This window comes from Pseudalkalibacillus sp. JSM 102089 (genome assembly GCF_041366475.1).
GTDB lineage: Bacteria > Bacillota > Bacilli > Bacillales > Guptibacillaceae > Guptibacillus > Guptibacillus hwajinpoensis_B.
In genome coordinates, this window is sequence record NZ_JBEWYW010000001.1 from 217,818 (window position 1) to 242,315 (window position 24,498).

19 protein-coding genes and 1 riboswitch are annotated in these 24,498 nt (G+C 39.9%); of the genes, 1 reads left to right on the forward strand and 18 read right to left on the reverse strand.

Going from position 1 to position 24,498, the window contains the following annotated elements:
* Positions 1 to 14 precede the first annotated feature (14 nt).
* From ABVF21_RS01010 to ABVF21_RS01020, 3 genes are all read right to left on the reverse strand, one after another.
* On the reverse strand, positions 15 to 1,319 hold the full coding sequence (locus ABVF21_RS01010) for a lysine N(6)-hydroxylase/L-ornithine N(5)-oxygenase family protein (protein ID WP_371017288.1): 1,305 nt from the start codon (positions 1,317 to 1,319) through the stop codon (positions 15 to 17).
* 147 nt (positions 1,320 to 1,466) lie between these two features.
* The gene (locus ABVF21_RS01015; RefSeq protein ID WP_306558401.1) at positions 1,467 to 1,889 is read right to left on the reverse strand and encodes a DUF4395 domain-containing protein; all 423 of its coding nucleotides are present in this window, start codon (positions 1,887 to 1,889) and stop codon (positions 1,467 to 1,469) included.
* A gap of 159 nt (positions 1,890 to 2,048) precedes the next feature.
* Positions 2,049 to 3,116 carry a nitric oxide synthase oxygenase gene (locus ABVF21_RS01020; protein ID WP_371017289.1) on the reverse strand — a complete coding sequence of 356 codons (1,068 nt, stop codon included), beginning with the start codon at positions 3,114 to 3,116 and terminating at the stop codon, positions 2,049 to 2,051.
* Positions 3,117 to 3,445: 329 nt separating this feature from the next.
* On the opposite strand from ABVF21_RS01020, the gene ABVF21_RS01025 reads away from it, so the two are divergent.
* The gene (locus ABVF21_RS01025) at positions 3,446 to 4,690 is read left to right on the forward strand and encodes a YeeE/YedE family protein (RefSeq protein WP_371017290.1); all 1,245 of its coding nucleotides are present in this window, start codon (positions 3,446 to 3,448) and stop codon (positions 4,688 to 4,690) included.
* 108 nt (positions 4,691 to 4,798) lie between these two features.
* Here ABVF21_RS01025 and ABVF21_RS01030 read toward each other — a convergent pair whose 3' ends face one another.
* From ABVF21_RS01030 to ABVF21_RS01100, 15 genes are all read right to left on the reverse strand, one after another.
* Positions 4,799 to 5,002, reverse strand: coding sequence for a DUF6501 family protein (locus ABVF21_RS01030; protein WP_371017291.1), 204 nt, complete (start codon positions 5,000 to 5,002; stop codon positions 4,799 to 4,801).
* A gap of 161 nt (positions 5,003 to 5,163) precedes the next feature.
* On the reverse strand, positions 5,164 to 6,465 hold the full coding sequence (odhB, locus tag ABVF21_RS01035) for a 2-oxoglutarate dehydrogenase complex dihydrolipoyllysine-residue succinyltransferase (RefSeq protein WP_371017292.1): 1,302 nt from the start codon (positions 6,463 to 6,465) through the stop codon (positions 5,164 to 5,166).
* Positions 6,458 to 9,316 (reverse strand): 2-oxoglutarate dehydrogenase E1 component, encoded by a 2,859-nt coding sequence (locus ABVF21_RS01040; protein WP_371017293.1) that lies wholly within the window; start codon positions 9,314 to 9,316, stop codon positions 6,458 to 6,460. The genes odhB and ABVF21_RS01040 overlap by 8 nt, the downstream gene beginning before the upstream one ends.
* Positions 9,317 to 9,810: 494 nt before the next feature.
* The gene (locus ABVF21_RS01045) at positions 9,811 to 10,794 is read right to left on the reverse strand and encodes a quinone oxidoreductase family protein (protein WP_371017294.1); all 984 of its coding nucleotides are present in this window, start codon (positions 10,792 to 10,794) and stop codon (positions 9,811 to 9,813) included.
* Positions 10,795 to 10,924: 130 nt separating this feature from the next.
* On the reverse strand, positions 10,925 to 12,262 hold the full coding sequence (locus ABVF21_RS01050) for an aspartate aminotransferase family protein (protein ID WP_371017295.1): 1,338 nt from the start codon (positions 12,260 to 12,262) through the stop codon (positions 10,925 to 10,927).
* A gap of 15 nt (positions 12,263 to 12,277) precedes the next feature.
* Positions 12,278 to 13,744, reverse strand: a complete 1,467-nt coding sequence (locus ABVF21_RS01055; protein ID WP_371017296.1) for a CoA-acylating methylmalonate-semialdehyde dehydrogenase — start codon at positions 13,742 to 13,744, stop codon at positions 12,278 to 12,280.
* A gap of 111 nt (positions 13,745 to 13,855) precedes the next feature.
* Positions 13,856 to 15,445, reverse strand: coding sequence for a PucR family transcriptional regulator (locus ABVF21_RS01060; protein ID WP_371017297.1), 1,590 nt, complete (start codon positions 15,443 to 15,445; stop codon positions 13,856 to 13,858).
* Positions 15,446 to 15,746: 301 nt separating this feature from the next.
* Complete coding sequence (locus ABVF21_RS01065; RefSeq protein ID WP_371017298.1) at positions 15,747 to 15,989, reverse strand: hypothetical protein; 243 nt, start codon at positions 15,987 to 15,989, stop codon at positions 15,747 to 15,749.
* Positions 15,990 to 16,003: 14 nt separating this feature from the next.
* Positions 16,004 to 16,234, reverse strand: a complete 231-nt coding sequence (locus ABVF21_RS01070; RefSeq protein ID WP_303531680.1) for a hypothetical protein — start codon at positions 16,232 to 16,234, stop codon at positions 16,004 to 16,006.
* A 4-nt stretch (positions 16,235 to 16,238) separates the two neighbouring features.
* Positions 16,239 to 17,720: an NCS1 family transporter gene (locus tag ABVF21_RS01075; protein WP_371017299.1), complete on the reverse strand. Its 1,482-nt coding sequence runs from the start codon at positions 17,718 to 17,720 to the stop codon at positions 16,239 to 16,241.
* A gap of 24 nt (positions 17,721 to 17,744) precedes the next feature.
* Positions 17,745 to 19,163: a dihydropyrimidinase gene (hydA, locus tag ABVF21_RS01080; RefSeq protein ID WP_303531676.1), complete on the reverse strand. Its 1,419-nt coding sequence runs from the start codon at positions 19,161 to 19,163 to the stop codon at positions 17,745 to 17,747.
* Positions 19,164 to 19,178: 15 nt separating this feature from the next.
* Entirely contained in the window at positions 19,179 to 20,459 is a 1,281-nt protein-coding gene (gene preA, locus ABVF21_RS01085; protein WP_303531672.1) for an NAD-dependent dihydropyrimidine dehydrogenase subunit PreA, read from the reverse strand.
* A 20-nt stretch (positions 20,460 to 20,479) separates the two neighbouring features.
* Positions 20,480 to 21,841: an NAD(P)-dependent oxidoreductase gene (locus ABVF21_RS01090; RefSeq protein WP_371017300.1), complete on the reverse strand. Its 1,362-nt coding sequence runs from the start codon at positions 21,839 to 21,841 to the stop codon at positions 20,480 to 20,482.
* A 98-nt stretch (positions 21,842 to 21,939) separates the two neighbouring features.
* Complete coding sequence (locus tag ABVF21_RS01095; RefSeq protein ID WP_371017301.1) at positions 21,940 to 22,830, reverse strand: nitrilase-related carbon-nitrogen hydrolase; 891 nt, start codon at positions 22,828 to 22,830, stop codon at positions 21,940 to 21,942.
* A gap of 262 nt (positions 22,831 to 23,092) precedes the next feature.
* Positions 23,093 to 23,974, reverse strand: coding sequence for a 5'-methylthioadenosine/S-adenosylhomocysteine nucleosidase (locus ABVF21_RS01100; protein WP_371017302.1), 882 nt, complete (start codon positions 23,972 to 23,974; stop codon positions 23,093 to 23,095).
* 247 nt (positions 23,975 to 24,221) lie between these two features.
* Positions 24,222 to 24,324, reverse strand: a riboswitch (purine riboswitch).
* Between the last annotated feature and the right edge of the window lie 174 nt (positions 24,325 to 24,498).

Below are 24,498 nucleotides of genomic sequence, written 5' to 3' on the forward strand. Positions count from 1 at the left end.
GGCTGGTTTTCATCTTATAGTTCAAATTGTTGAAAAATATTTCCTTCTAGAACTGGATATATTTCTTTCTCAGCTAGTTGATTAATAATGATTTTATTTCGATTTACAGCAAGACCGAGGTTCGTTGATCCCACACCATGAGTATGCTGCATGCCACTATGAACAAAAATATGAGAAGAAGCTTCACAAGTTAAGTTAAGTCGATAATCTTTTGAGACATGGTATCGCCCCTGCTCATCCCAATCAATGATCTCTTCTAAATCTTGAAGGCACTTAGGAATCAACGGGCGGTAACCTGTACCAGCAATAATAACTTCACTGTCCAAAAGGAAATTTTCTCCTTTTTGCCATTGTCGACATTCTACTTCATACCCTGTTCCATCTTCTTTCTCTCTAACTCCATTGATTTCAGTTAACGGCATTAGCATTACATCCATATCTTTACCTCCCACGGACTGTTCATATAGAAGGTTATAAATATCGGTAATAGTATGAGGACTAATGCCTTTATATAATAACTGCTGTCCTTTAAAGATATCATCTTTTTGCTCCTGAGGAAGATCATAGAAATAATCAACATATTCAGGTGAAAAGTGCTCTAAACTTAATCGCGTTTCTTCCATTGGGAAAAATCCTTGAGACCTTGTTACCCAATTAAGGGAATACCCGTACTCTTGTCTTTCTTTTAATAATTCACGGAAAATTTCTGCAGAACTTTGCCCGGACCCAATAACCGTAATTTTCTTGGCCTGTTTACACCGCTCTATATGATCTAGAAATGTGGAAGAATGAAAAACGTCTTCTTCAGGTAGATCCTGCAACGCCTTAGGTAATGACGGAATAGTCCCTACTCCAAGGATCATATTTTTGGCTACATATGTTTCTGTTTCACCAGTGGTAATTTTTTCAACCGTAATTTCATAATGCTCGACTGGTTTACCTATTGGAACTACAGCTAATACCTTCGTGCCGAATTGACAGCTTTCCAATTGATTGGCTGCCCACTGGCAATAATGATTGTACTCATTACGTGGCATTTCAAGACGCTGTAGAAAATAAAAATGATACAAACGATTATGATGTTTTAAATAATTTAAATAACTATACGGATTAGTTGGATCAGCCATTGTGACGAGATCCGCCATAAAAGGTACTTGGAGCCGTGTCCCTTCAATCAACATTCCCGGATGCCAATTGAATTGTTCCTTCTGCTCAAAGAAAAGTGTATCCATTTCTTTAATGGGATCCATCAAAGCAGCTAACCCTAAATTAAATGGTCCAATCCCAACACCAATTAAATCGTATACTTTCTGTTTCATCCAATCCTATCCTTTCTCTTCTTGCATCTAATATCTCCTTTTATTATATCAGAAATGCTATTATCTGTTTTTTCTAAAAAGCGAGAGATTAAAAAGCATTTTTCACATACAATTCAACACTAAAAAAACAGCCTAATTAGGCTGTTTTCAAGAAGAATGTTGAGAACGACGATATTGATACTGCTTCCATTGAAAGCGAACAAAGCAACCGATACAAAAACCAAGGATAGCAATTAGTGAAGCAAGAGCTACCATAGTTGCAGACGTGATCGCTAACCAGTTCACGTTAAGGAAATAGGCAATTAATGAAACAGACAACAACGTCACAGCTATTTTTTGATTGAATTGCTGTTGATCTTTATCTTCAGGAATATATTGATTAACAGGTTTCTTTAAGAAAAGTTTACCCGTCTTCATAACCGGATTAAAGTTCATAAGTAGCCCCATTATTCCAACAATGAGAGGAATAATAAGAAATAACCAGTGATAAAAAAAGACAAATGACGTAGCAAATATAAAAATAAACGATTGATTTAGTCTCACTAGAGGTCTAGGTATAGATGAAGGCAATTTAATACCAACCTTTCTTATAGGAATATGTTTATATTAAAGGATACTGCTTTTTAAGACTTTTGTATAGTCTAATGCTCATAAGAAAAAACCACCGACAAGTGGTTTTTAAAGTTAGCATCAAATATCAATGCCCCATATGTACGTTCAAGACTCTTTTCAGTATGGTTTGTCTTGATAAAAAAAGTTAGGAGTTACAATTTTATTTTTATATGGTTTGTGAAAAATATGCGTTGTAGCAGGCGATACAGGCGGGATGAGCCAAGTCCAATTCCCCGTTACTTCGCGTTCTGCTTTCGCTTCATTTTGTTCAAATTTGTGAAATTGTTTTGCAGCAGTATGATGATCAACGATACTAACACCTTCCTCTTGATAGGAATGCAAAACAGCACGATTTAACTCAACTAAAGCGCGATCTTTCCAAAGCGTCGCATTCGAACGAGTATCGAGATTTAAGATTTTAGCGACTTCAGGTAGAAGATTATATCGATTCTTATCTGCAAGGTTCCTAGCCCCGATTTCTGTGCCCATATACCAGCCATTGAATGGGGCTGCATTGTAATGGATCCCTCCGATTTCTAATCGCATATCTGATATGATAGGCACACCATACCACTTAACGTTTAAAGGAGAAAAATCATATTCCGGATGCTTAATTTGTACCTGGATAACTTCAGTAGTAGGGATCTCGACGACGTTTGGACTTCCAGCATCTATACAAAAAACAAGCGGTAAAACGTCGTGTTGCGTCCCTTCTCCTTTCCACCCCAGTTCCATTACTTTCTTAGTAAACGATATTGAATCAGGATCACCAATGATGCCATCTTCGGTTTCATAACCTGCGTAACGTATGAGTTGATGATTCCAAATTTGCACTTTACCAGGTGCGAAAATGGTAATGGAAGGTTTAATTTTACCCCCATTTGACGCCATTCGAATATGATTTATTAATGCTTCAGATACTTCTTCTACAGTACAAGCCGATCGAGCATCTACAACCGTCATCGTATTCCAGAAAAGGCGACCGATACACTTATTGCTATTTCTCCAAGCCATTTTTGCACCTTGAACTAGCTCTTCATATGTATGAGTATAAGCTCCTGTATCGGTAATCTCTCTATTTATTTCAGTTTTTCGTTTTAATAATTCGGCTGGATATTTGTTTAATTCATAATAAGCTTGATCGACAAAGTCATATGCACTATCTAATAATTGTTCTTTTTCCATTGTCTCAACCTCCAATAGCCTGAGACGGTTGTAACACCTGATCTTAAGCTGAATATCGTTCTATTAATCCTATGAAAAGACTTCATTTTGCACAGAAATATTATATCACACCCCTTATATATAGGACGAATGGTACATATCAAATGGTCGGTTTTAAGAAGCGATATTTATTTATATTGTTCATACCTCGTTGTTTTGTTCATCCAAGTGAAACCGTTCATTGTAATAGCTTTTAGGAAAGAACACGTAATTGTTTACAGAAAGAGAAATATCATGTAGGATGTAAAAATCAATTCATACTAAATACATCGGAATGAGGTGCATTTTATATGGCTATAGGACAGCCGATTCATCGTTCAAAAACGAATTTACAATTACCGTTTTTAAAAGCGCCACAAAAACCTGTGTTAACAGGTGGCTTTATCATTATTGGTTTACTAGCACTAATTCTGTGGCTGGATCAAGGCATTCAACAATTTGTGCTGTTTGGTTTAGGCCTATCACTTGGGTACTGTCTCTTACATGCAAGATTTGGATTCACTTCCGCCTTCAGACAACTTCTAAGTGTAGGCAATGGGACAGCTATTCAATCACACATGCTTATGTTAGCTGTAGCTAGTACGTTGTTTGCGCCAATACTCGCAAATGGTTTTGGTTTATTTGATACAAATCCAACAGGATATGTTTTTCCAGTGGGAACTAGTGTTGTAGTAGGATCTTTTCTATTTGGTATAGGCATGCAACTTGGTGGAGGATGTGCTTCTGGGACACTCTATACAGTTGGATGGGGAAAATCTGAAATGCTGCTAACGTTATTTGGTTTCATTGTTGGATCTGTCATTGGTGCCTGGCACTTTGATTTCTGGGTAAATCAGATGCCATCCTTTGAGGCAATCTCGTTAGCAGAAGACACAGGCTTAGGATATTTTGGTGCTTGGATTTCCCAACTATTTTTATTTGCTATCATATTCATTGTTGTAAGAAGCATTGCAAAGAAACGAAAGCCCCCTAAGATGAAACCTTTGCCGACATCAACTGGATGGAAACGGATTTTCCGCGGCTCATGGCCGATTTGGACAGCTGCCATTGCCCTCGGTATCCTAAATGCATTAACACTTATCTCGCGTGGAAATCCTTGGGGTATTACATCAGCTTTTGCTCTATGGGGATCTAAGATTGCGCTGTTTCTTGGCATAGATGTCACGAAATGGGGTTATTGGTCTGGAGGAAAAGCTGCTGCTCTTGAACAATCGATTCTTACAGATTCAACTAGCGTCATGAACTTCGGTGTTATTTTAGGTGCTTTTGTTGCAGCAGGTGCTGGGGGCGCATTCGTTATGAGAAGAGTTCCACTGAAATTAGCTGCTGCTTCTATTATCGGCGGGTTATTAATGGGCTACGGTGCTCGTCTTGCCTACGGCTGTAACATAGGGGCGTACTTTGGCGGGATTGCATCCTTTAGCCTTCATGGCTGGGTATGGATGATTGTAGCTCTTGCAGGTTCATATGTTGCGCTTTATTTAAGACCACTATTCGGTTTGAAAAACCCTAAAAAAGACGATCAATTTTGCTAACATAACTGGGCACTGGATATTATCTAGTGTCCTTCATAATGGTGAAAAATCATTTCGTACAATAAAAAGACCAGATCATTCATGATCTGGTCTAAACAATATGGAATACTAGATTTCCTCAAAATACTCTTTATAAAATCCGCCGACTTTTCCACTATTATCAACTACAAATAAAAACTCTTCTGTTTCATTCTTAACTTCATATGTTTTACCTTTTGTTAATACGCGATTGACCATATACTTCTTTGCATCTGTATGTACACATTTCACATTTTTAATAGTAGGTGCTTCTTTCCATGAATGATGAATCATCTTGTTTCACTCCCTTTCGACTTTCTTTTTATTTTACATGACAGAACCAATAAGATAAAGGAAGATCATCTATTCCTTTTTAAAACAAGTAAATGGTAACATCAGCCACTGTCTTGATTTAAAAAGAACCTGAATCGATGAGATTCAGGTTCTTTCTTACATTACCCTTCTAGAAGTAGCTGTTCTGGATCTTCAAGAAGGTCTTTAATTTTAGCAAGGAAGCTAACCGCTTCTCCTCCATCAACAATACGGTGATCGTATGAGAGAGCGATGTACATCATCGGACGGTTTTCCATTCTTTCCTGATCAATTGCCATAGGACGCCATTGAATTTTGTGCATTCCTAGAATACCAACTTGAGGAGCGTTCAATATCGGTGTCGAAAGCATAGATCCGAAAATCCCACCATTTGTAATAGTGAATGAACCACCCTGAAGTTCATCGAGCTTCAATTTATTATCACGCGCTTTTTTTGCAAGGTTACCAATTTCCTGTTCGATTCCAGCAAAAGATAGCTTATCTGCATCACGAACGACAGGAACGACAAGTCCTTCTTCTGCTCCAACCGCAATACCGATATCATAAAATTTCTTCAAGAGAATATCAGTATCTTGAATTTCTGCATTTAGACGTGGATATTTTTTCAGTGCGCCAACAACGGCTTTCGTGAAAAATGACATAAATCCGAGCTTTACATCATTATCTTCTAGGAACTTGTCTTTGCGACGCTTACGAAGTTCCATAATTGCTGTCATATCAACTTCATTAAACGTTGTTAACATAGCTGCTGTATGCTGTACTTCCACAAGACGCTTAGCAATCGTTTGACGACGACGTGACATCTTCACACGCTCTACAGGCTTGCCTTCATTTGCATCAGGAGATTTCTTTTCTTGTTTCGGAGTCTCCTGTTTCTTTTCTTGCTTAGGTGCTTCTTTCTGGTTCGCTTTATCTGCATGTGCCTTGACATCGTCTGGGCGAACACGTCCTAATGGATCGCGTGTTTCAACATTGTTTAAATCAACACCTAGTTCACGCGCAAGCTTACGCGCAGAAGGTGAAGCAACAGTGCGACCATTCTCAGATTTTTCTTCATTTGATTCAGTTGCATGTGCTTTAGATTCTTGCTCTGATTTCGCTTCCTCAGGTGTTTCTTTTTCTTCCTGTTTTGCTTCCGCTTTTTCAGTGGATTTCTCTTCTTTTGTTTCAGAAGAACTATTTTCTCCACTTCCGCTGCCAAGATAAGCAATAATTTCGCCTACTTCAACATTATCTCCTGGCTCTTTAAGAAGTTCTTCAATCACGCCATCATTTTCTGCACTCACTTCAATGTTTACTTTATCTGTTTCAAGCTCAACAAGGTTGTCACCTTTTTCAACTTTGTCGCCTACTTTGATTAACCATTGAGAAATGGTACCTTCTGTAATGGATTCTGCTAGTTCTGGGACTTTAACTTCAATCACGACGATTACCTCCTTGATGGGAAACAGTTTTGGATGGTTCTAATACTTCTTGAATAATTCTTTCTTGGTCTTTCTTATGCACGTTAGGTTCTCCGCCTGCAGGACTTGAACGATCAGGTCGTCCTACATAATTAACGGAAACTCCATCAGGTGCTGTATCGTGAATTCGAGATGCAATATAATTCCATGCTCCCATATTCTTTGGTTCTTCTTGTAACCAAATGATTTCTTTCACATTTGAATACCGTTCAAAAATCTTCTTCACTTCATCCTCTGGGAATGGATATAGTTGCTCCACTCTCAACACATGTAGCCAGTCATACTTTTCATCAGATGACTCAATTTCAGCTGCAAGGTCAACAGCTACTTTACCAGTACATAAAACAATACGTTCGACTTTCGTCTTCTTCTCACCAAGACCCGCTTGTTCAACAACGCTTAGGAACTGACCTTGACTAAATTCAAAGCCAGGTGATGATGTACGTTGATTACGAAGTAGGCTCTTAGGTGTCATGATAACTAGCGGACGAACTTCTTGTTTCTCTAGTATCGCAGCTTGTCTTCGTAATATGTGGAAGTATTGTGCTGCACTAGTAAGATTGGCAACTGTCCAGTTGTTTTCCGCAGCTAAAGTAAGGAAGCGTTCGACTCTACCACTTGAATGCTCAGGTCCTTGACCTTCATAACCATGAGGAAGTAGAAGAACCATTCCTGATTTTTGTCCCCACTTAGCTCTTCCAGCAGAAACAAATTGGTCAAATATAACTTGAGCAGCATTAGCAAAGTCACCATATTGTGCTTCCCAAATAACGAGTGTTTCTGGTGCGAACACATTATATCCATATTCAAACCCAACGACTGACGCTTCAGAAAGTGGACTATTATGAATCGCAAAGGAAGACTCTGCCTGCGGTATTTCGTGTAGCGGACAGAACGTCTCCCCAGTTTCTTTATCATGAAGAACGAGATGACGTTGCGCGAATGTACCACGCTGTGAGTCCTGACCTGTAATACGAATTGGAGTTCCATCACCAAGGATAGAAGCAAATGCTAGGGTTTCACCAAGGGCCCAATCCACTTTTCCGCCCTCTTCCAACATATCAAGTCTTCTTTTTAAAATTCGCTCAAGCTTTGGATATACATTAAATCCATCAGGACGAATTAGAAGCTTCTCATTAATATCTTTCAATGTTTCAAGTGGAACAGAAGTATCAATAGTTGGTATTCCTTTGACGATTTCTTTAGGCGGCTGCAATTCTTTTACATCTGTATCAGCTTCTCCACCCTTAGCCACCTTATTGTATTGCTCTTGTAGCTGCGCAAGAATTTCCTCATCATATTTCTCGCCATCACCACTCTCGATGACTTTCTGCTCAGTAAGATACTTCGCATAGCTCGCTCGAACAGTAGGATGGTTTTTAATCTTTTCATATAAATGAGGCTGCGTTACAGCCGGATCATCCATTTCATTGTGGCCAAATCGACGATAGCCGATGAGATCAATTAGAAAGTCTTTATTAAACTTCATGCGGTATTCGTATGCAAGGTGCATAGCAGCGAGACACGCCTCTGGGTCATCCGCATTAACGTGAACAATTGGAATCTCGTATCCCTTAGCAAGATCACTTGCGTACTTTGTAGAGCGAGAATCTGTGCTTTCAGTCGTAAATCCAAGCTGGTTGTTAGCTATGATATGAATTGTTCCACCAGTATGATAGCCTTTCAGCTGACTTAAGTTTAGCGTCTCAGCAACCACTCCCTCACCCGGGAAGGCCGCATCGCCATGGATTAAGATAGCAAAAGATTTACGGAAGTCCTGCTTTGGCTCACCTTTTTCTTCACGTGTTTCTTGAGCAGCTCGAGCATAACCTTCTACAACAGGATCGACGAATTCAAGATGACTCGGGTTGTTTGCTAGTGTTACCGTTGCTTTAGCAGTATCAGACTCTTCAAATTTCCGGTCTGCCCCCATGTGATATTTAACGTCACCAGTCCAACCGTAGTTAATTCCCATTGAACCTTCTGAAGGAACGAGTTCCTTATTTGGTGCATGGTGAAATTCGGAGAATATTTTCTCGTAAGGCTTGTTTAATACGTGTGTTAGAACGTTCAAACGACCTCGGTGCGCCATACCAATCATAACGTTCTTTGCACCATCACTTGTCCCACACTTAATAACATCGTCAAGCATCGGCACCATAGCATCAACGCCTTCGATTGAAAAGCGTTTTTGACCAACAAATGTTTTATGAAGGAATTTCTCGAACCCTTCTACTTCCGTTAATCTGCGTAGGAGCTCCTTACGATCATCATTCGTAAGTGTACGACTTACAGAGTCGTTTTCTACCATTTCATCTAGCCATTTCCGCTCATCGTCTGAATGAACATGAGTGAACTCATAAGACATGGATTTAGTATAAAGATCTTGCAATTTTTGAATCGCTTGCAATCCATTGCTTACTTCATTAGGAGCATTTTCCCAAATCACTTGTGCAGGAATCGCTTTCAGGTCTTCATCGGAAAGACCATATTTCTGTGGTGTCATGAAATCCTGATCAGATTTTTCATTAGAGAGTGGGTTAATCGCCGCCGCTAAATGGCCATATGTACGAATATTGTCGGCTAATTTAACAGCTGAAATAACCTTTTTGAGATTAGCTGGCTGACCTGAAGTTTCAACAACTTCTTGTGAAGATGGTGGGGGGCCCCACTGGTCAAATTTTTGACGCATGTCTGGATCAACAGATTCAGGATCCTCTTGATATTTTTCATATAATTCAATGGCATAGCCAAGGTTTGGTCCATAAAATTCTTGCCATGGGTGTTCCACTCTGGACTGTTTGGTATTCAAAGCATGCTACCTCCCTGCTGGGTTTAAACTCAATTAGTGCAATGGTCTTATTGCACACCACTTTAAGCATGGTTTCTTACTTGTTCTTTACACTCATTTTGCGATTTGAAACATTCAATTAAAAAAACGCTTACATTGGTATTTTAGCATAATTTTAGACTGCTCACAAAACTTTCAAGCAAATTCTTGAAAATAATTTCAACAAACAATGATAAAAGTCGAAAAATTTTTCGAATATTAACACAGTGCAATACTAAATTACCACAAAGTGTTACCATAGTGAATAGCTAATATCGATTTTCTACCAATGAATATTTACATCGATTAATTTCTTTAGTGGTATACGAACGAAATGCGATTCATTTTAGTTGAATCATCCTATAGGATTCGTTAAATATTCGTTGGATTTGGAAAAGCAAAGTGTTACTTACTTAACAAATATTAGCTTTACATAAACAAAGCCGACCTGAAAGGCCGGCTTTGTTTATGTTGAATTAAGGTGTTAAGATTAGTTTTCCTTTCGTTTGACGCCCTTGAAGCATACGATGAACGTCAGCTGCTTCTTCTAAATTAAATACACCACCAATTGTTAATTTCAATTCTCCACTTTGCATATAATGTAACAATTCTTCGAGACTCTTCTGATAAAGAACTGGTTTACGCATCATTTGTGGCAGGAAAAAACCAACCACTGATTGATTTTTCTCCATTAGAGAGGATGGATAGAAGCGGCTTTGTTCTCCGCTCGCCACGCCATAAATAACGAGGCGTCCAAATGGAGCAAGACACTTCAACGATTTTCTGAAAACGTCTCCGCCAGCCATTTCCAGAATAACGTCCACTCCATTACCATTTGTTGCATCTAAGACTTCTTGCTCCCATCCTTCTTTCGTATAATCCACAGTGAGATCTGCACCCATATCAGCAGCAAGGTTTCTTTTTTCTTCACTACTCGCTGTTCCAATAACCGTTTTAGCTCCCCATAATCTTGCGAGTTGAACGGCTATCGTTCCAACGCCACCTGCAGCCGCATGAATTAAGACAGTTTCCCCATTTTCAAATCGTCCCATAGTTTTGAGTGTATGATAAGCACTCAATCCCTGTAGCGGTAACGCAACAGCATATTGAGGTTCAACGCCTTCAGGAATGGCAATCAACCCTCTTTCATCAGCTAGGGTGAATTCTGCATAACCCGTCGCATTTTTCGTGCCTAGTAACGTCACAACAGATGATCCTGGTTTTACGGAAGTCACCTTCTCTCCAACAGCTTTAACTATACCTGCTACTTCGGAGCCTGGAACGTAAGGGAGCGGAGTTTCAACAACATATTGTCCTTCTCTTCTCGCTGTATCAGCATAATTAACCCCAATAGCTTGAATTTCAATTAATACTTCATGACCTTTTGGTTCCGGAACATCCATGTCAATGAGTTGTAAAACTTCGGGTCCACCAAATTCCTTCAGTTGGATCGCTTTCATTGCAATTCCTCCTTTTTAACTAACCAGTCAGTATGTAACACTTTCACTATAATATAAAATATTCAAATATTCAATCTTTTTAACCGAAACCACTTCCCCCGCAAATTAAAAGTGCGCCATCGGCGCACTTTTATAAATGTAGGAGACCTTCAATTACGGTTTGAACTAGTAAATCGACATCCTTTTCTTTGATCGTTAGTGGAGGAGCCATCGTTAAAACATTGTTATAACCTGCTACCGTGTCACCATTTTTCCCTATAATTACACCTTGTGATTTGCAATAGGCGATTACTTTATTTAGCTCACTGACTGATAAGGGCTTCTTAGTGCTCTTGTCTTCGACGAGCTCGATGCCAACCAATAATCCTTTCCCTCGAACATCACCAACATTTGGGTGAGTGGCTAAGCGCTCTGTTAACTGCTTCTTTAGCTTATCACCTAATCTAAGTGACCGATCAAAAAGCTGCTCCTGCTCCATTATTTCTAAATTCTTTAGGGCAAGTGCACATGAGGCTGGGTTGCCGCCGAATGTATTGATATGTCTGAAATGATCATAAGAATCTTTTCCCTTAAATGCTTCGTAGACCTCTTCTTTAACAGCTGTTGCGGATAATGGGAGGTAACCACTTGTTAAACCTTTTGCCATTGTTACTATATCTGGCTTCACATCATAATTCATAAAGCCAAATGCTTTTCCTGTTCTCCCGAAGCCACAAATCACTTCATCACAAATTAACAGAGCGCCGTGCTTTTCACATATTTCTTTCACGGCCTTCATGTACTCTTGTTGAGGCATAATAATACCCCCACCAGTGATGATCGGTTCCATAATCATAGCGGCGACTGTTTGGCTAAGTTCCCATGTCATAATGTCATCAACAGCTTTAACTGCCGATGATTGCCCTTCTTGGTTTTGCTGATCTCTGTAATTGTCAGGTGGCTGTACATGTAAAAAACCCTGACCAAGTGGTTCATATTTGTATTTCCGTTGTGCCTGACCTGTTGCAGCTAATGAACCCATTGTATTACCGTGATACCCTCTATAGCGGGAAACAATTTTATGTCTACTTCCTTCTCCCTTTTGCTCATGGTATTGCCTCGCAATTTTGAAAGCTGTTTCGTTTGCTTCAGACCCGCTATTAGAGAAAAAGATAACGTATCCTCCACCAAGCATCTCATTTAGCTTTTCTGCTAATTTAATAGCCGGGGCGTGTGTATGCGTTAACGGATAATAAGATAACTTCTTAAGCTGATCGAAAGTTGCCTGAGCCAGTTCCTCTCGACCGTATCCAACATTGACACACCAGAGCCCAGCCATAGCATCGAGAAATTGGTTTCCTTCGTAATCAGTTAACCAAGCACCATTTGCTTTTTCAATCACCATAGTAGACTTTGGATCATATGGACGCATCGCATGCCAGACGTATTTCTCATCTTTTCCTGCAAGATTCTCGCGAGCAGTATGCATACTCTTCACTCCCCTCTAGTAGTCAAAGCGAGTTGTAATCATTTTTCTTCTTGTATAGAAATTCACACCGTCTTTTCCATTTGCATGAAGATCTCCATAGAAAGAATCCTTCCATCCCGAAAAAGGGAAAAATGCCATAGGTGCTGGAACACCTACATTTACGCCAAGCATGCCAGCATCGGCTTCTTCACGGAATTTCCTAATCGCCCCTGCATCTTTCGTATAAATTGTTGCCCCGTTTCCATACCGAGATTTGCGAAGAATACCAAGCGCTCCATCAATCCCATCAGCATGTAATAAACTAAGAACAGGTGCAAAAATCTCTTCTTTTGCAATCGTCATCTCTGGTGTCACTTCATCAAAGATTGTAGGTCCAATAAAATTCCCCTGCTCATGCTCTTTCATGTCACTGCGTCCATCGCGAATTAACGCTGCTCCTTCTTCTAAACCTTTATCGATGTATCCAAGAACTTTTTCACGATGTGATGCTCGAATGACTGGCGTTAGCAAAACCTCTTCATCTAATCCATTCCCCATCTTCAATTCATTTGCTTTGTCTTTTAAAGCAGAAATAAACGCTTCACCGTCTCCAACAATAACCACGGCACTACAAGCCATACAACGCTGACCTGCACTACCAAATGTCGAACTAATGACTTGTTGAACAGCCTTCTCGATATCTGCATCAGGCATCACAATATGATGATTTTTGGCACCAGATAGCGCCTGCACTCTTTTACCTCGTGATGCCGCTTGTTCATAGACATATTTGGCGACGGGCTGAGAGCCTACGAATGAGACTGCTTTTACTTCTTCATGTTCTATCAATCCATTTACAACGTCATGAGCACCGTGCACAATATTAAATACACCTTTTGGTAAACCAGCTTCTGTTAACAGTTCCGCCATACGGTTAGCAAGAATGGGCGTACGTTCAGAAGGCTTCAAAACAAACGTATTCCCACAGGCAATGGCAAGAGGAAACATCCAATGAGGTACCATCATTGGAAAGTTAAATGGAGTAATTCCCCCAACAACACCCACAGGATAGCGGAACATCTCTGAATCTATACTTTCAGCGATCGTAGACAGATTGTCTCCCATCATTAAAGAAGGTGCTCCAGTCGCAAACTCCACACATTCAATACCACGAAGCACTTCTCCATATGCTTCTTTATAACTCTTTCCATTTTCTTTAACAACGAGCTCAGCTAGTTCCTCGTGGTTTTTCACTAGAAGGGAATGATACTTAAACATTACTCGTGCCCTTTTTGGAACAGGAACTTTGCTCCATGTCTCAAATGCAGTGGTCGCAGCATGAACAGCAAGATCAACATCTTCTTTTGACGATAGTGGCACATATGCGAGGTTCTCTTCTGTTGCAGGATTTGGGACCTCAAGCGTATCTTTACTTTTGGCGTTTACCCATTCCCCGTTAACAAAGTTTTTTAATACGGCCGTTTCCTTCTTTACAACTGTCATTACATGCCCTCCTTTGATTCGTTCATATCTTTATTGTAGGGGATGTAATAGCACTCATACATTAGACAAAACGTAACATGGATGAGAACCCTATTGTACACGTTGCACATTTTAGCCATTTTGTTTTAAATAATCGTAGGCATGTAACGAGAATTCAATGGCTTGTCGCTTAGGAGAGCACATAAAATCACTCCCAAGTAACTCTTCTAATTTTTCTAACCGATGATAAAGGGTCTGTCGTACAACGTAAAGCTGTTCAGCTGTTTCCTTTTTTGATCCATTGCAACACATGTAGACTTTCAACGTATTTAGTAAGTTGCTATTATTCTTCGAATCATATTGCATAACGGGGTCTAAATAATCAAACATAAATTCATTAAGTTCTCTCCCCTTAGCTAGTTGGAAGATCATACGGTAAATATGGAAGTCATTGTAGTAGGTCACTATAGATGATTGTGAGAATAGTTTCTCATTCATGACAAGAGTCTCAAGAGATGAATCATAGCTTTTATGCATGTCTTTTAAGAGACGGACATGTTTACCTACTCCTATTTTCTCCACTTCTGGTACAGACTCTTTTTGTAAGATGTCGCTTTGAAGAAATCGTTCAAAGGCCTCTCGTAAACGGTGATCAACATCTGCTTCAGATCGACGATTTAGAATGATGATTATCAGTTTATTCCTTGATGTTAACGATAATACAAAGAAACCTTCCTGTTCAAAAACAGACCGCATGAGAAGCATAAAGTATGTCATCTGAGAAGAAGTGTAGGTATCTTGATGTTTTTTGAATTTACACGTGCATACATGAAGACCTCGTGGAATAAGTGTTTCATCCACATCTACAAGATAGGATAGAACACTTTCTTCAGAATGCTTTCCTTCAATCCAATCGTATAACCATTCAGTCTCAAGAGCTCGCTTCTTCTCTTCAATATATAATTCCCGTAAAAGATATTGAGCGATAGCCGTAGCACTTCGATCAAGTAGTAGCATATCGTAATCAGAAATCGAAGCATGTTGCGCAGGGACAAGTATGAGATTCGCAAAGTGATAATCCATTGCACGAACATGTTGGAGCACGAGACCTTTACCCTCTGGTTGGATCGTAAGAAAATGCAAAAACGTATCCTTTTTTTCTTCTGTTGCTTCAGGCGCAAAAATAGGCTCAGCTTCTTTAGGATTATAAATCACTTGCATACCTGTCTTCATGGAAAGTAGCGTTAAAATCTTAGTTAAACATCCTGGGACAAGAAGAAGGTTATTAAGTTCCTGTGAAAACTGCTCTAGATCTGAAATCATTTGATAGTGATGGGCAATTAAGAGGGAGTGAAGGTCCTGTGTGATATCAACGAATCGAACTTCTCTTGTAAATGCAATAATGGGGAAATGATACTGATCGGCAAGTTCGATTATTTCTGAAGGGATATGTTCCATGTATGTACCTATTTCAATGCAAAGACCAGCAGCTTTACTTTGTATCAATTGCTGGACAATAGAGCGAAAAACACTTATGTTATCTTTCCAAACAAATCCTGTGGATAGAATCAATTCTTCACCGTGTAATAGCTGCTTTACACTGGTTACTTCCATAACGTGAACCCATTTAATTCTTCGATCTAATCCGTTTTTTCCAGCTAAGACAGTAGCATGATGAAAATGTTCTCTCTCCAACACTTCATGGACCGTTAAACTAGTCATTCGCAGCATCCTACCACTTCCTCTTCTGAAGATTATATGGTTAATCTAATCATGAAGTTTTGCTAGACGGGTGTTTTACGGCACATAATCTTTCAATCATCATTAGTGATAACGCTTACATCTTGTGAGGATAACTTTACTACATCGTGAAAATCATTTCTAGGTATTCTCTAAATAATGACATTATTAGTCATAATTACTTAATTTTTTTATATTACATTACGGTATATGAAATTTTGAAATTTCGAGTATGATATCCTTCATTTGCATTAAATCACGAAAAGTAAAAAACACCGGGCAACTAATGCCCAGTGTCTACTTCCCATTCGTGTTCGTCTAACAACTCCATTAAATAATAATATTGCTTCTTACTCCGGAAGTCCGTCTCTTTCCAATTTGATCGAATCCAGAGCGTTAACTCAGCTGCTGAATTGAAAATCTCTCCGCTCGTATCCGCCTTTCTTATCATATAACGACCATTTTCCTCATCAATCGTTACTTCGCATGGATAAGCGCTATCCTTCGAATATAAGGTGTACTCCATGAGCTTCCTCCTCTCTAAGTAACGGATTGCATCTGTTTTAAAAGAAGAGCTGAGAAGTATTTTCTCCCATCAGCGGTTTGTATATGAAGAATTTCTTTTGAAATTTCATCAGATTTCATGTCTTTATGAATAAACTCTATAAATGCCCCGCTTAAATTCTCGGTAATACCATTGATTCGATATCCACGGTCAATAAAATAGTCGATCTTCTCGCGTTCGATTATATAATGCTGATGTTCTCTCATTTCTTTAGCTCCTTTCGTCAAGTGCAATCCCCACTTCTTGAACAGCATGAGATTCACTGTCACTCATGATAGTCCAATCACGACCAACTGTTATCCCAAGGTATTTCTCATCACTTGGGTCTATCATTTCAGCTTGTTCATATTTCTTAAACCACCAGTATTTTGCTAAGACAAAGTAAGTTCCAGCACCTACAATAAAGCCTACAAGAAATGAATAGTTTGAGAGTAAATAAGCAGCTAATCCTCCGAGAACCCAGGCGATAAATCCTGCGGCATTTACCCCGTTCATATAACGATACTGACCGTTTTGCTCATACAAATCTGGAACGTTGACGCGACGCTTTCTTAGAAGATAATAGTCAGCAAAAAGAATTCCAACAATCGCAGATAAGATACCACCAACTATAAGCAAAATCGGTATGAGTATATTAAATAAGCTCCACGGCTGAACAACTGATCCTATAACACCTGCAATAAATACACCTGCCCAGAACGGAATTTTAGGTCCACCTACATTGGAGAAAATTGTGGCAGCTGGTACTAGATTGGCAGATACATTCGTTGACCATTGAGCGAGAACGATCATTAATAATAAAATGCCTAGAACTAACCCAGTGGCGGCTTCCTGTAGTGCAACGACTGGATCATAATTCGAAACAGCAATGTAGGATACACCACCAATAATAACCATAAAGGTTTGCGTGATCGGTAGCGCAATCATACTACCTACTAACGTTCCTTTATTACGCTTCACCCAATTCTGCTCGAATTTAGGAGCCTTGATGAATCTTGATATAGAAGGAATGTCTGCTGAAATGGTTGCCCAAAATCCCATATTACTAAAGATAACGACAAGAAAAGCAGTAACTGCTGCTCCACCGGTCACAGGGCTTTCAATCCACGCCCATACTTCTCGCCCCTGTGCAACTGCCTGATCGGATAATGAAGCATACATCCATACAGAGATGATAATGATCACTGGTGCGGCAAGATCTGCGAATCGTTCAACTGCTTTGATACCTAGTGCAGTGTTTACGAGCTGAAGTGTTGCGAAAATCAGAAAACACACAAACCAGTTATCAAATCCAAAAAGTACATTTAGAATTGCGTTCATTGCCGTTGCACCAAAATACGTATTGATTCCAAACCAGAATGAAGCAGCAAGTCCTCTCACAATGGAAGGAATGTGTGTACCGATCGTACCAAAAGGTGCCCTCATGTAAACCGGAAAGGATAGACCATGTTCAATACCGATATCACCTATAACTGTAATAAACAAACCAATCCCAAGGGTTCCGATAATCGTTGCCGTTACAACCCACGTAAGTGATAGTGATTGAACACCGGCTCCACCAATTGCAAACGCGGCGAGAACAACAGCCATCCCAACCCACATCATTGCAAATCCGCCCGTCCCTATCTTTCTATCTTTATGGGCTATGGGCAAAAGATCCGGTGACTTTAAATAGCTTTCATCTTTTTTCATTCAGCTATCCCCTTTTTCGGTCTGTTACTGAATCATCATCGGCTTATCAGTGACGTTCTTTAGCTTGCCATATTTGGCTCTCTTCATATATTTCCCTGACCCCGGTGTACCAACAAACTGTTTGTTTTTAATCACGAATTCTCCTCTTACAAGAACTGTCTCTGGCTCACCTGTAATTTCCATTCCTTCAAAGGCATTGTAATCTACAGCCATATGATGTGTTTCAGCAGAGATTTTGCGTTTTGTTTCAGGGTTAAATATAACTAAATCTGCATCTGCTCCTATTGAAACTGTCCCCTTCTTAGGAAATAATCCAAATAGCTTCGCTGATTTTGTTGAAGTAATATCAACAAACTGATTTAATGAAATCCTTCCTTTAAGTACTCCTTCCGAGAAAAGAATACTAAACCGATCTTCAATCATTGGACCGCCATTAGGGATTTTTGTAAAATCATCTCGACCGAGGTCTTTTTGGCCATTAAAATCAAACGAACACTGATCAGAACCAATCGTCTCAAGCTGTCCAGTTCGAAGAGCGGTCCAAAGAGCTTCCTGGTTCCACTTTTCACGAAGTGGCGGACTCCATACATACTTTGCCCCTTCGAAATTCGGTTTCTCTAAGTAGGACTGATCTAAAACAAGATATTGCGGACAAGTCTCACCATGGATGTCATAGCCTTTCTTTCTTGCTTCGGCAATTTTATCAGCCGCTTCCTGACAGCTAACATGAACAACATATAGTTGAGAAGAAGCAAGGCCAGTTAATTGAGCCGCACGACCTGTTGCTTCTCCTTCCACTTCTGGTGGTCTCGTTAATGCGTGATAAATAGGTTCAGTCTGACCTTTCGATAGCGCTTCTCTCGTTAAATATTCAATCACATCACCATTCTCAGCATGAACCATGACCAATGCTCCGAGTTCTTTAGCTGCTAAAAGAGTCCGATAAAGGGTTTCATCATCTGATTGAAAAACGTTTTTGTAAGCCATGAAAACTTTGAAAGATGTGATCCCCTCCTGATTAATCACGTCAGGAAGCTGCTCTAAAACACTGTCGTTTATTTCGCTAATCATTAAATGAAAACTATAATCAATGACCGATTTATCCTTTGATTTGTCGTGCCATGTCTTAATTGCTGTTGATAGAGGCTTTCCTTTCTCAGTAAGACAAAAATCGATGACAGATGTGGTGCCTCCAAAAGCTGCAGCAATCGTCCCTGTTTCAAAATCATCTTTTGAGACCGTACCACCAAAAGGCATTTCTAGATGTGTATGTGGATCGATTCCTCCAGGAAATACGTAGCGATCACTCGCCTCAATGATTTCAGCTCCTTCTTCTTCAATGTTCTTCCCAATGGAAGAAATAATGCCATCAGATATTAGAATATCTGCCTGGTACGTTTCACTGGCCGTTACAATAGTCCCATTTCGAATGATTTTTTTCATTTTAAATCCCCCTACTTATTTGGATATTTTGATATCTTTAAGCGAACCGATAAGAGATTGACGTTCGTTCCAGGTCATTTGTGGCAAATCACTTTGTACTTCAATCATATCGATTGCTCCATCAACTGGACAAACAATGGAACATAAATTGCAGCCTACACAATCCTCTTCTCTTACTTGAAGAATCGCATGCCCATCTGGGTCATTTAGCATATCGATACATTGATGCGAAGTGTCCTCACATGCAATGTGGCATTTATTGCAATTGATGCAAACGTCATTGTTAATACGCGCCACCACTTTATGGTTAAGATCAAGATTGCCCCAGTCAGAGAAAGTTGGAACAGATTTCCCAATGATGTCTTGGACCGAAAGAATGCCTCGTTCGTCAAGGTAAGAGGACAATCCGTCGATAAGATCCTCCACAATTCGAAAGCCGTGATGCATGGCGGCTGTACAAATTTGAACATTGCTTGCACCCATCAACATAAATTCAATTGCATTTTGCCAGTTAGATACACCGCCCATACCAGAAATCGGCACGTTAATACGGCTGTTTCTCGCACATTCACTTACCATATTTAGCGCAATCGGCTTAACCGCTGGACCACAGTAGCCACCATGCGCTCCTTTTCCGCCAACATGCGGAATCGGTAGCCATGTATCAATATCAACTCCAGCAAGACTATTAATTGTATTAATCATACTCACCGCATCAGCTCCGCCTCTAACAGCTGCCTCAGCCGTCGCTGTGATATCTGTAATATTAGGCGTTAACTTAACGATGACTGGAGTTTCTGCAGCTTCTTTTGCCCAAAAAGTTTGTTTCTCAACAAGCTCAGGGACTTGTCCTGAAGCAGAGCCCATTCCCCGTTCAGCCATTCCATGTGGACAGCCAAAATTAAGCTCAAGGCCATCAACGCCAGCTGCTTCCGTCTTTTTAACAATTTCATGCCATGCTTCCTGATTAGGCTCAACCATTAATGAAGCGACCACGGCGTGGTTAGGAAATTTTTTCTTCGTTTCATAGATTTCTTTCAAATTCACTTCAAGTGGCCGATCTGTAATTAGCTCGATATTATTAAAACCCGCTACTCTTTGGCCATTGAAATGAACGGCTGCGTATCTCGAAGAAACATTCAGGATCGGGTCTCCAAGCGTTTTCCAAACAGCTCCTCCCCATCCCGCTTCGAATGCACGTTGTACTTGGTAGCCGGAATTGGTTGGCGGAGCGGATGCTAACCAAAATGGATTCGGTGAAGTGATACCCGCAAGATTCGTTCTAAGATCTGCCATCGATATTCCCCTTTCTCCTCTTACGCTGAGTACGTTGCTTTTAAGCTTTCATGCATATGATAAGCAGCCGTTTTCCCCTGTTGAGCCGCTGAAACAACCATGGCTTCTCCCTGTCCTTTTCCGAAAATAACATCTCCACACGCATAGATTTTTGGATTCGATGTTTCCATCGTTTCTTGGTTAATTAAAATGACACCGTCTTGATGAGCAAGACCAAGCTCTTCTATAAATGGAAGATGCCGCTTTTGGCCAATCGCTTTCACCACAGCATCACATTCAATAAGAAATTCAGAATCCGGAATAGGTTCTGTCCTCCTTCGCCCATCTTCATCCGCTTCCCCAAGCTTCATCTTGACGCATTTCATTCCTTCTACATCGCCAGTTTCATTTGTCATGATTTCAACCGGCTGTGTTAACCAGCGAAACTCAACGCCATCCTGCTTGGCAAATTCATATTCAAAGTCATAAGCAGTCATTTCTTGTTCAGATCGACGATAAAGTATTTTGACGTTTTCTGCACCGAGTCGAACAGAGCAGGTGGCCCCATCAATCGCTGTATTCCCTGCTCCTATCACGACAACTTTCTTTCCTTTTAAGTGAGTTGGAAATGGCGCATTCTTTGTCATTTTGACGAGTTCAATGGCATCGTAAACACCATCAGCTTCTTCCCCTGAAATTTGAAGATCTGGAACATTTGCCATTCCTATTGCTAAAATAACGCGGTCATTTGTAGAAACTAACTCTTCAAATGGAAGGTCAACGCCTATTTTCACACCCGTTTTAATGGTGACGCCTAACCTTTCAATTTGCTCCACTTCCCAGAGTGAAATAGATTTTGGTAACCGAAAAGACACGATGCCATACGTATCAAGTCCACCTGCCTGTTTCTCAGCTTCATAGATTGTGACGCTATAGCCAAGTAGCGCAAGTTCGCGAGCAGCTGATAGACCAGCTGGTCCGCCTCCTACAATGGCAACCTTCTTCCCGTTTGGTTGTCCTTCTTTAAATAGCACTTGATCATTTTTAATTGCCCAATCTGTAGCGTAGCGCTGCAGGTTACCAATTAAAATTGGTTTTGTTGAATGATTTAACACACATGCACCTTCACATAGTTCTTCTGTCGGACATACTCTTGCACAGCTCGCTCCTACTGGGTTTGCAGTCATAATTGTTTTTGCTGACCCTTTCATGTTTCCTGAAGCGATTTTTTTAATGAAAGTTGGTATATCTATGCCGGTTGGACACGCCTTGATACAAGGAGCATCATAGCAGTAAAGACATCTTTGAGATTCTTGAAATGCTTCCTGATTCGTGAGAGGTGGAACAACTTCAGTAAACCCTTTCTGCAGTTCCTTTTGGATCGCTGGTTCGCTTGTATTCATATTCGTCCCCCCTGTTTAAATTACGCTTTCCGCTTGATAAACTAATAGATCCTTAAATGAAAAAGCAGGCGGCGAAGCCACACCTGCTTTCACTTCCATCAAGGCAATAGTGAAGTCATTTCCCCATATGTCTCAGGACGGCGATCGCGATAAAATTGCCACGTATCTCGAACTTCACGAATCATCTTTTTATTTACATCACCGATAATCACTTCATCTTCATCCCTTGAACCCATCGCTACAAAATTGCCTCGTGGATCAACAAGATAAGATTGTCCATAGAATTCGCCCATGTTCCAAGGTCCCTCTGTCCCAATTCGATTAATGGCTCCAAGATAGTAACCGTTCGCAACAGCATGAGCTGGCTGCTCTAGCTTCCATAAGTACTCAGAAAGTCCAGCTACCGTTGCAGAAGGATTAAAAACGATCTCTGCGCCGTTTAAACCAAGCAGTCTTGCTCCTTCTGGAAAATGACGATCATAACAAATATACACGCCTATCTTTGCGAAAGCCGTGTCGAACACCGGATAACCAAGATTACCAGGCTTAAAATAGTATTTTTCCCAGAATCCATGGCCGTTGTCTCCAACTGCTACATGAGGAATGTGTTGTTTCCGGTACTTACCAAGATAAGAACCATCAGCATCAATAACCGCAGCAGTATTATAATAGGTTGAGATGCCTTCTCGCTCATAAATAGGTAGAACAATCACAATACCAAGTTCTCGAGCAAGCGCCTGAAATCTCACTGTCGTTGGACCCTCGGGGATCTCTTCTGCAGCGTCATACCACTTTGTATTCTGCTCTGCACAAAAATACGGTCCATAGAAGATCTCCTGAAGACAAACAATTTGAGCTCCTTTTTCACTTGCTTCTCTTACAAGGTGAATATGTTTTTCAATGGCTTTTTCTTTGTGAAGGTCAACTGATTCACTACCATCCACATCATTTTTCGCCTGAATTAGGCCAATTTTCACTGAATCTGCCATATGTATGCCCTCCTATTCGCAGTAGTTAACTGAATATTCTTTCTAATAAAAGTGTAGAAGATTCATTTCTTCGATGCACTATACAAAATGTAAAATAAAATGTACAAAAAACTATCATTCTGTCGCGAGTCTCTAAAAGAAGATGGATCAAAAAAAACAGCCTAAGTGAAGTACGGCTCTCTCCGCACTTACTACTTAAGCTGTTTTTGTTAAAACCTATGGTTGTATTTATCGACTACGATTACTAGACACTTCGTGGATGCTAGTTCTCTTTTTGATTCTTAATATATTGTTGAACGACCTTATAAACATATTCCTGATTTGCTTCAGCAGTATTTGGGTTGTATTCTCCTCCATTTACTTTATTATTTGAAAGAATACGAATCCCTAGGAAAGGAACATCGAAGGCTTGAGCGATTTGTGCTCCTGCAGCACCTTCCATTTCTTCAACGGATGTACCATAATTTTCATGAAACCACTTGATACGATCAATTTCATTATTCCATACATCCGCTGAACCAATTGTTCCTTCCACAACTTTTCCTTTTGTATATTCTTCCTTCACGGCGTTTGCTGCAGCAAGTAAGTCCTTATCTCCATCAAAGTATCGGATGTTTTCTGCATCTGGATCTTCTCCTGCGCTACCTTCAGACGCCATTAAGTCCATTGGTTTCCATTCCGTTGGCTTAATACCCTCACTCTCCTCGAGATTAGTTGTTTTTAATGAACCCGTGTTTGTGGTTCTTTGCCCTAATACGATATCAAATACGTCCAATTCAGGATCATGTCCTCCTGATGTTCCTTGATTGATAATCGCGATCGGGTTATACTTCTCTATTGCTAATGCAGTGGCAGCTGCCGTATTCTCCATTCCTTTACCTGTTTTCGTAACGATAACAGGATAATCATCCACTGTCCCTTTGTAAAAAACGAACGAACCTGAATTTTCTTCTGTTACATTCTCTAATTTTTGTGCGAACTCTTCTGCTTCAATTGGCATTGGTCCCTGTACAATGATTGGCCTTTCTGTTTTCTCTTGTTCAGCTGAAGATTCTGGTGCAGAGTTACAGGCTGACAAAACAACTAACAAAAGTAAAGTTATCATAGCTGATGTAGCGTATTTTTTAAAAAATGGTTTCCTCATTGATTTTCTCTCCCTAGTATGTAAGTTCGGACACTCTTCTTCATCAAATACGTGATTTGTGACTGACAATAGTAAACTTTTCTTCTGTTGTCATTCTCCCCCCTCTAGATTGTGATTCTCGTATTAAAATCAAAAGAAATAGGCCAGGATTTTGTAGAAGATGTTCTACTGTCCAGACCTACGAAAGTTAAAATATGCGTCAAATATCCCTGCCAAAGTTATTAGTAAAACTAAATGTTAAGTCAGCTACATGCATACTTCAACTCGTAGTCCAGTACTTTAACGGGAACCGGGTAGAAACACTCAGACCATATTTCTGAGGATATACGAGTAAGAAATGATTAAGTTAGTACTTTAATACCATAACAAAGATCATTAGTTATAACAATAAAAATATGAACATTCTTATAAAAAATCATTAAAAATGTTCGTTATTAGATAATATCGAGAGATTTTTATGAGTACTTCTATTAATATTAACAGTAATTAGCAAAAAACTATAATCCAATAAAATGATTGAACTA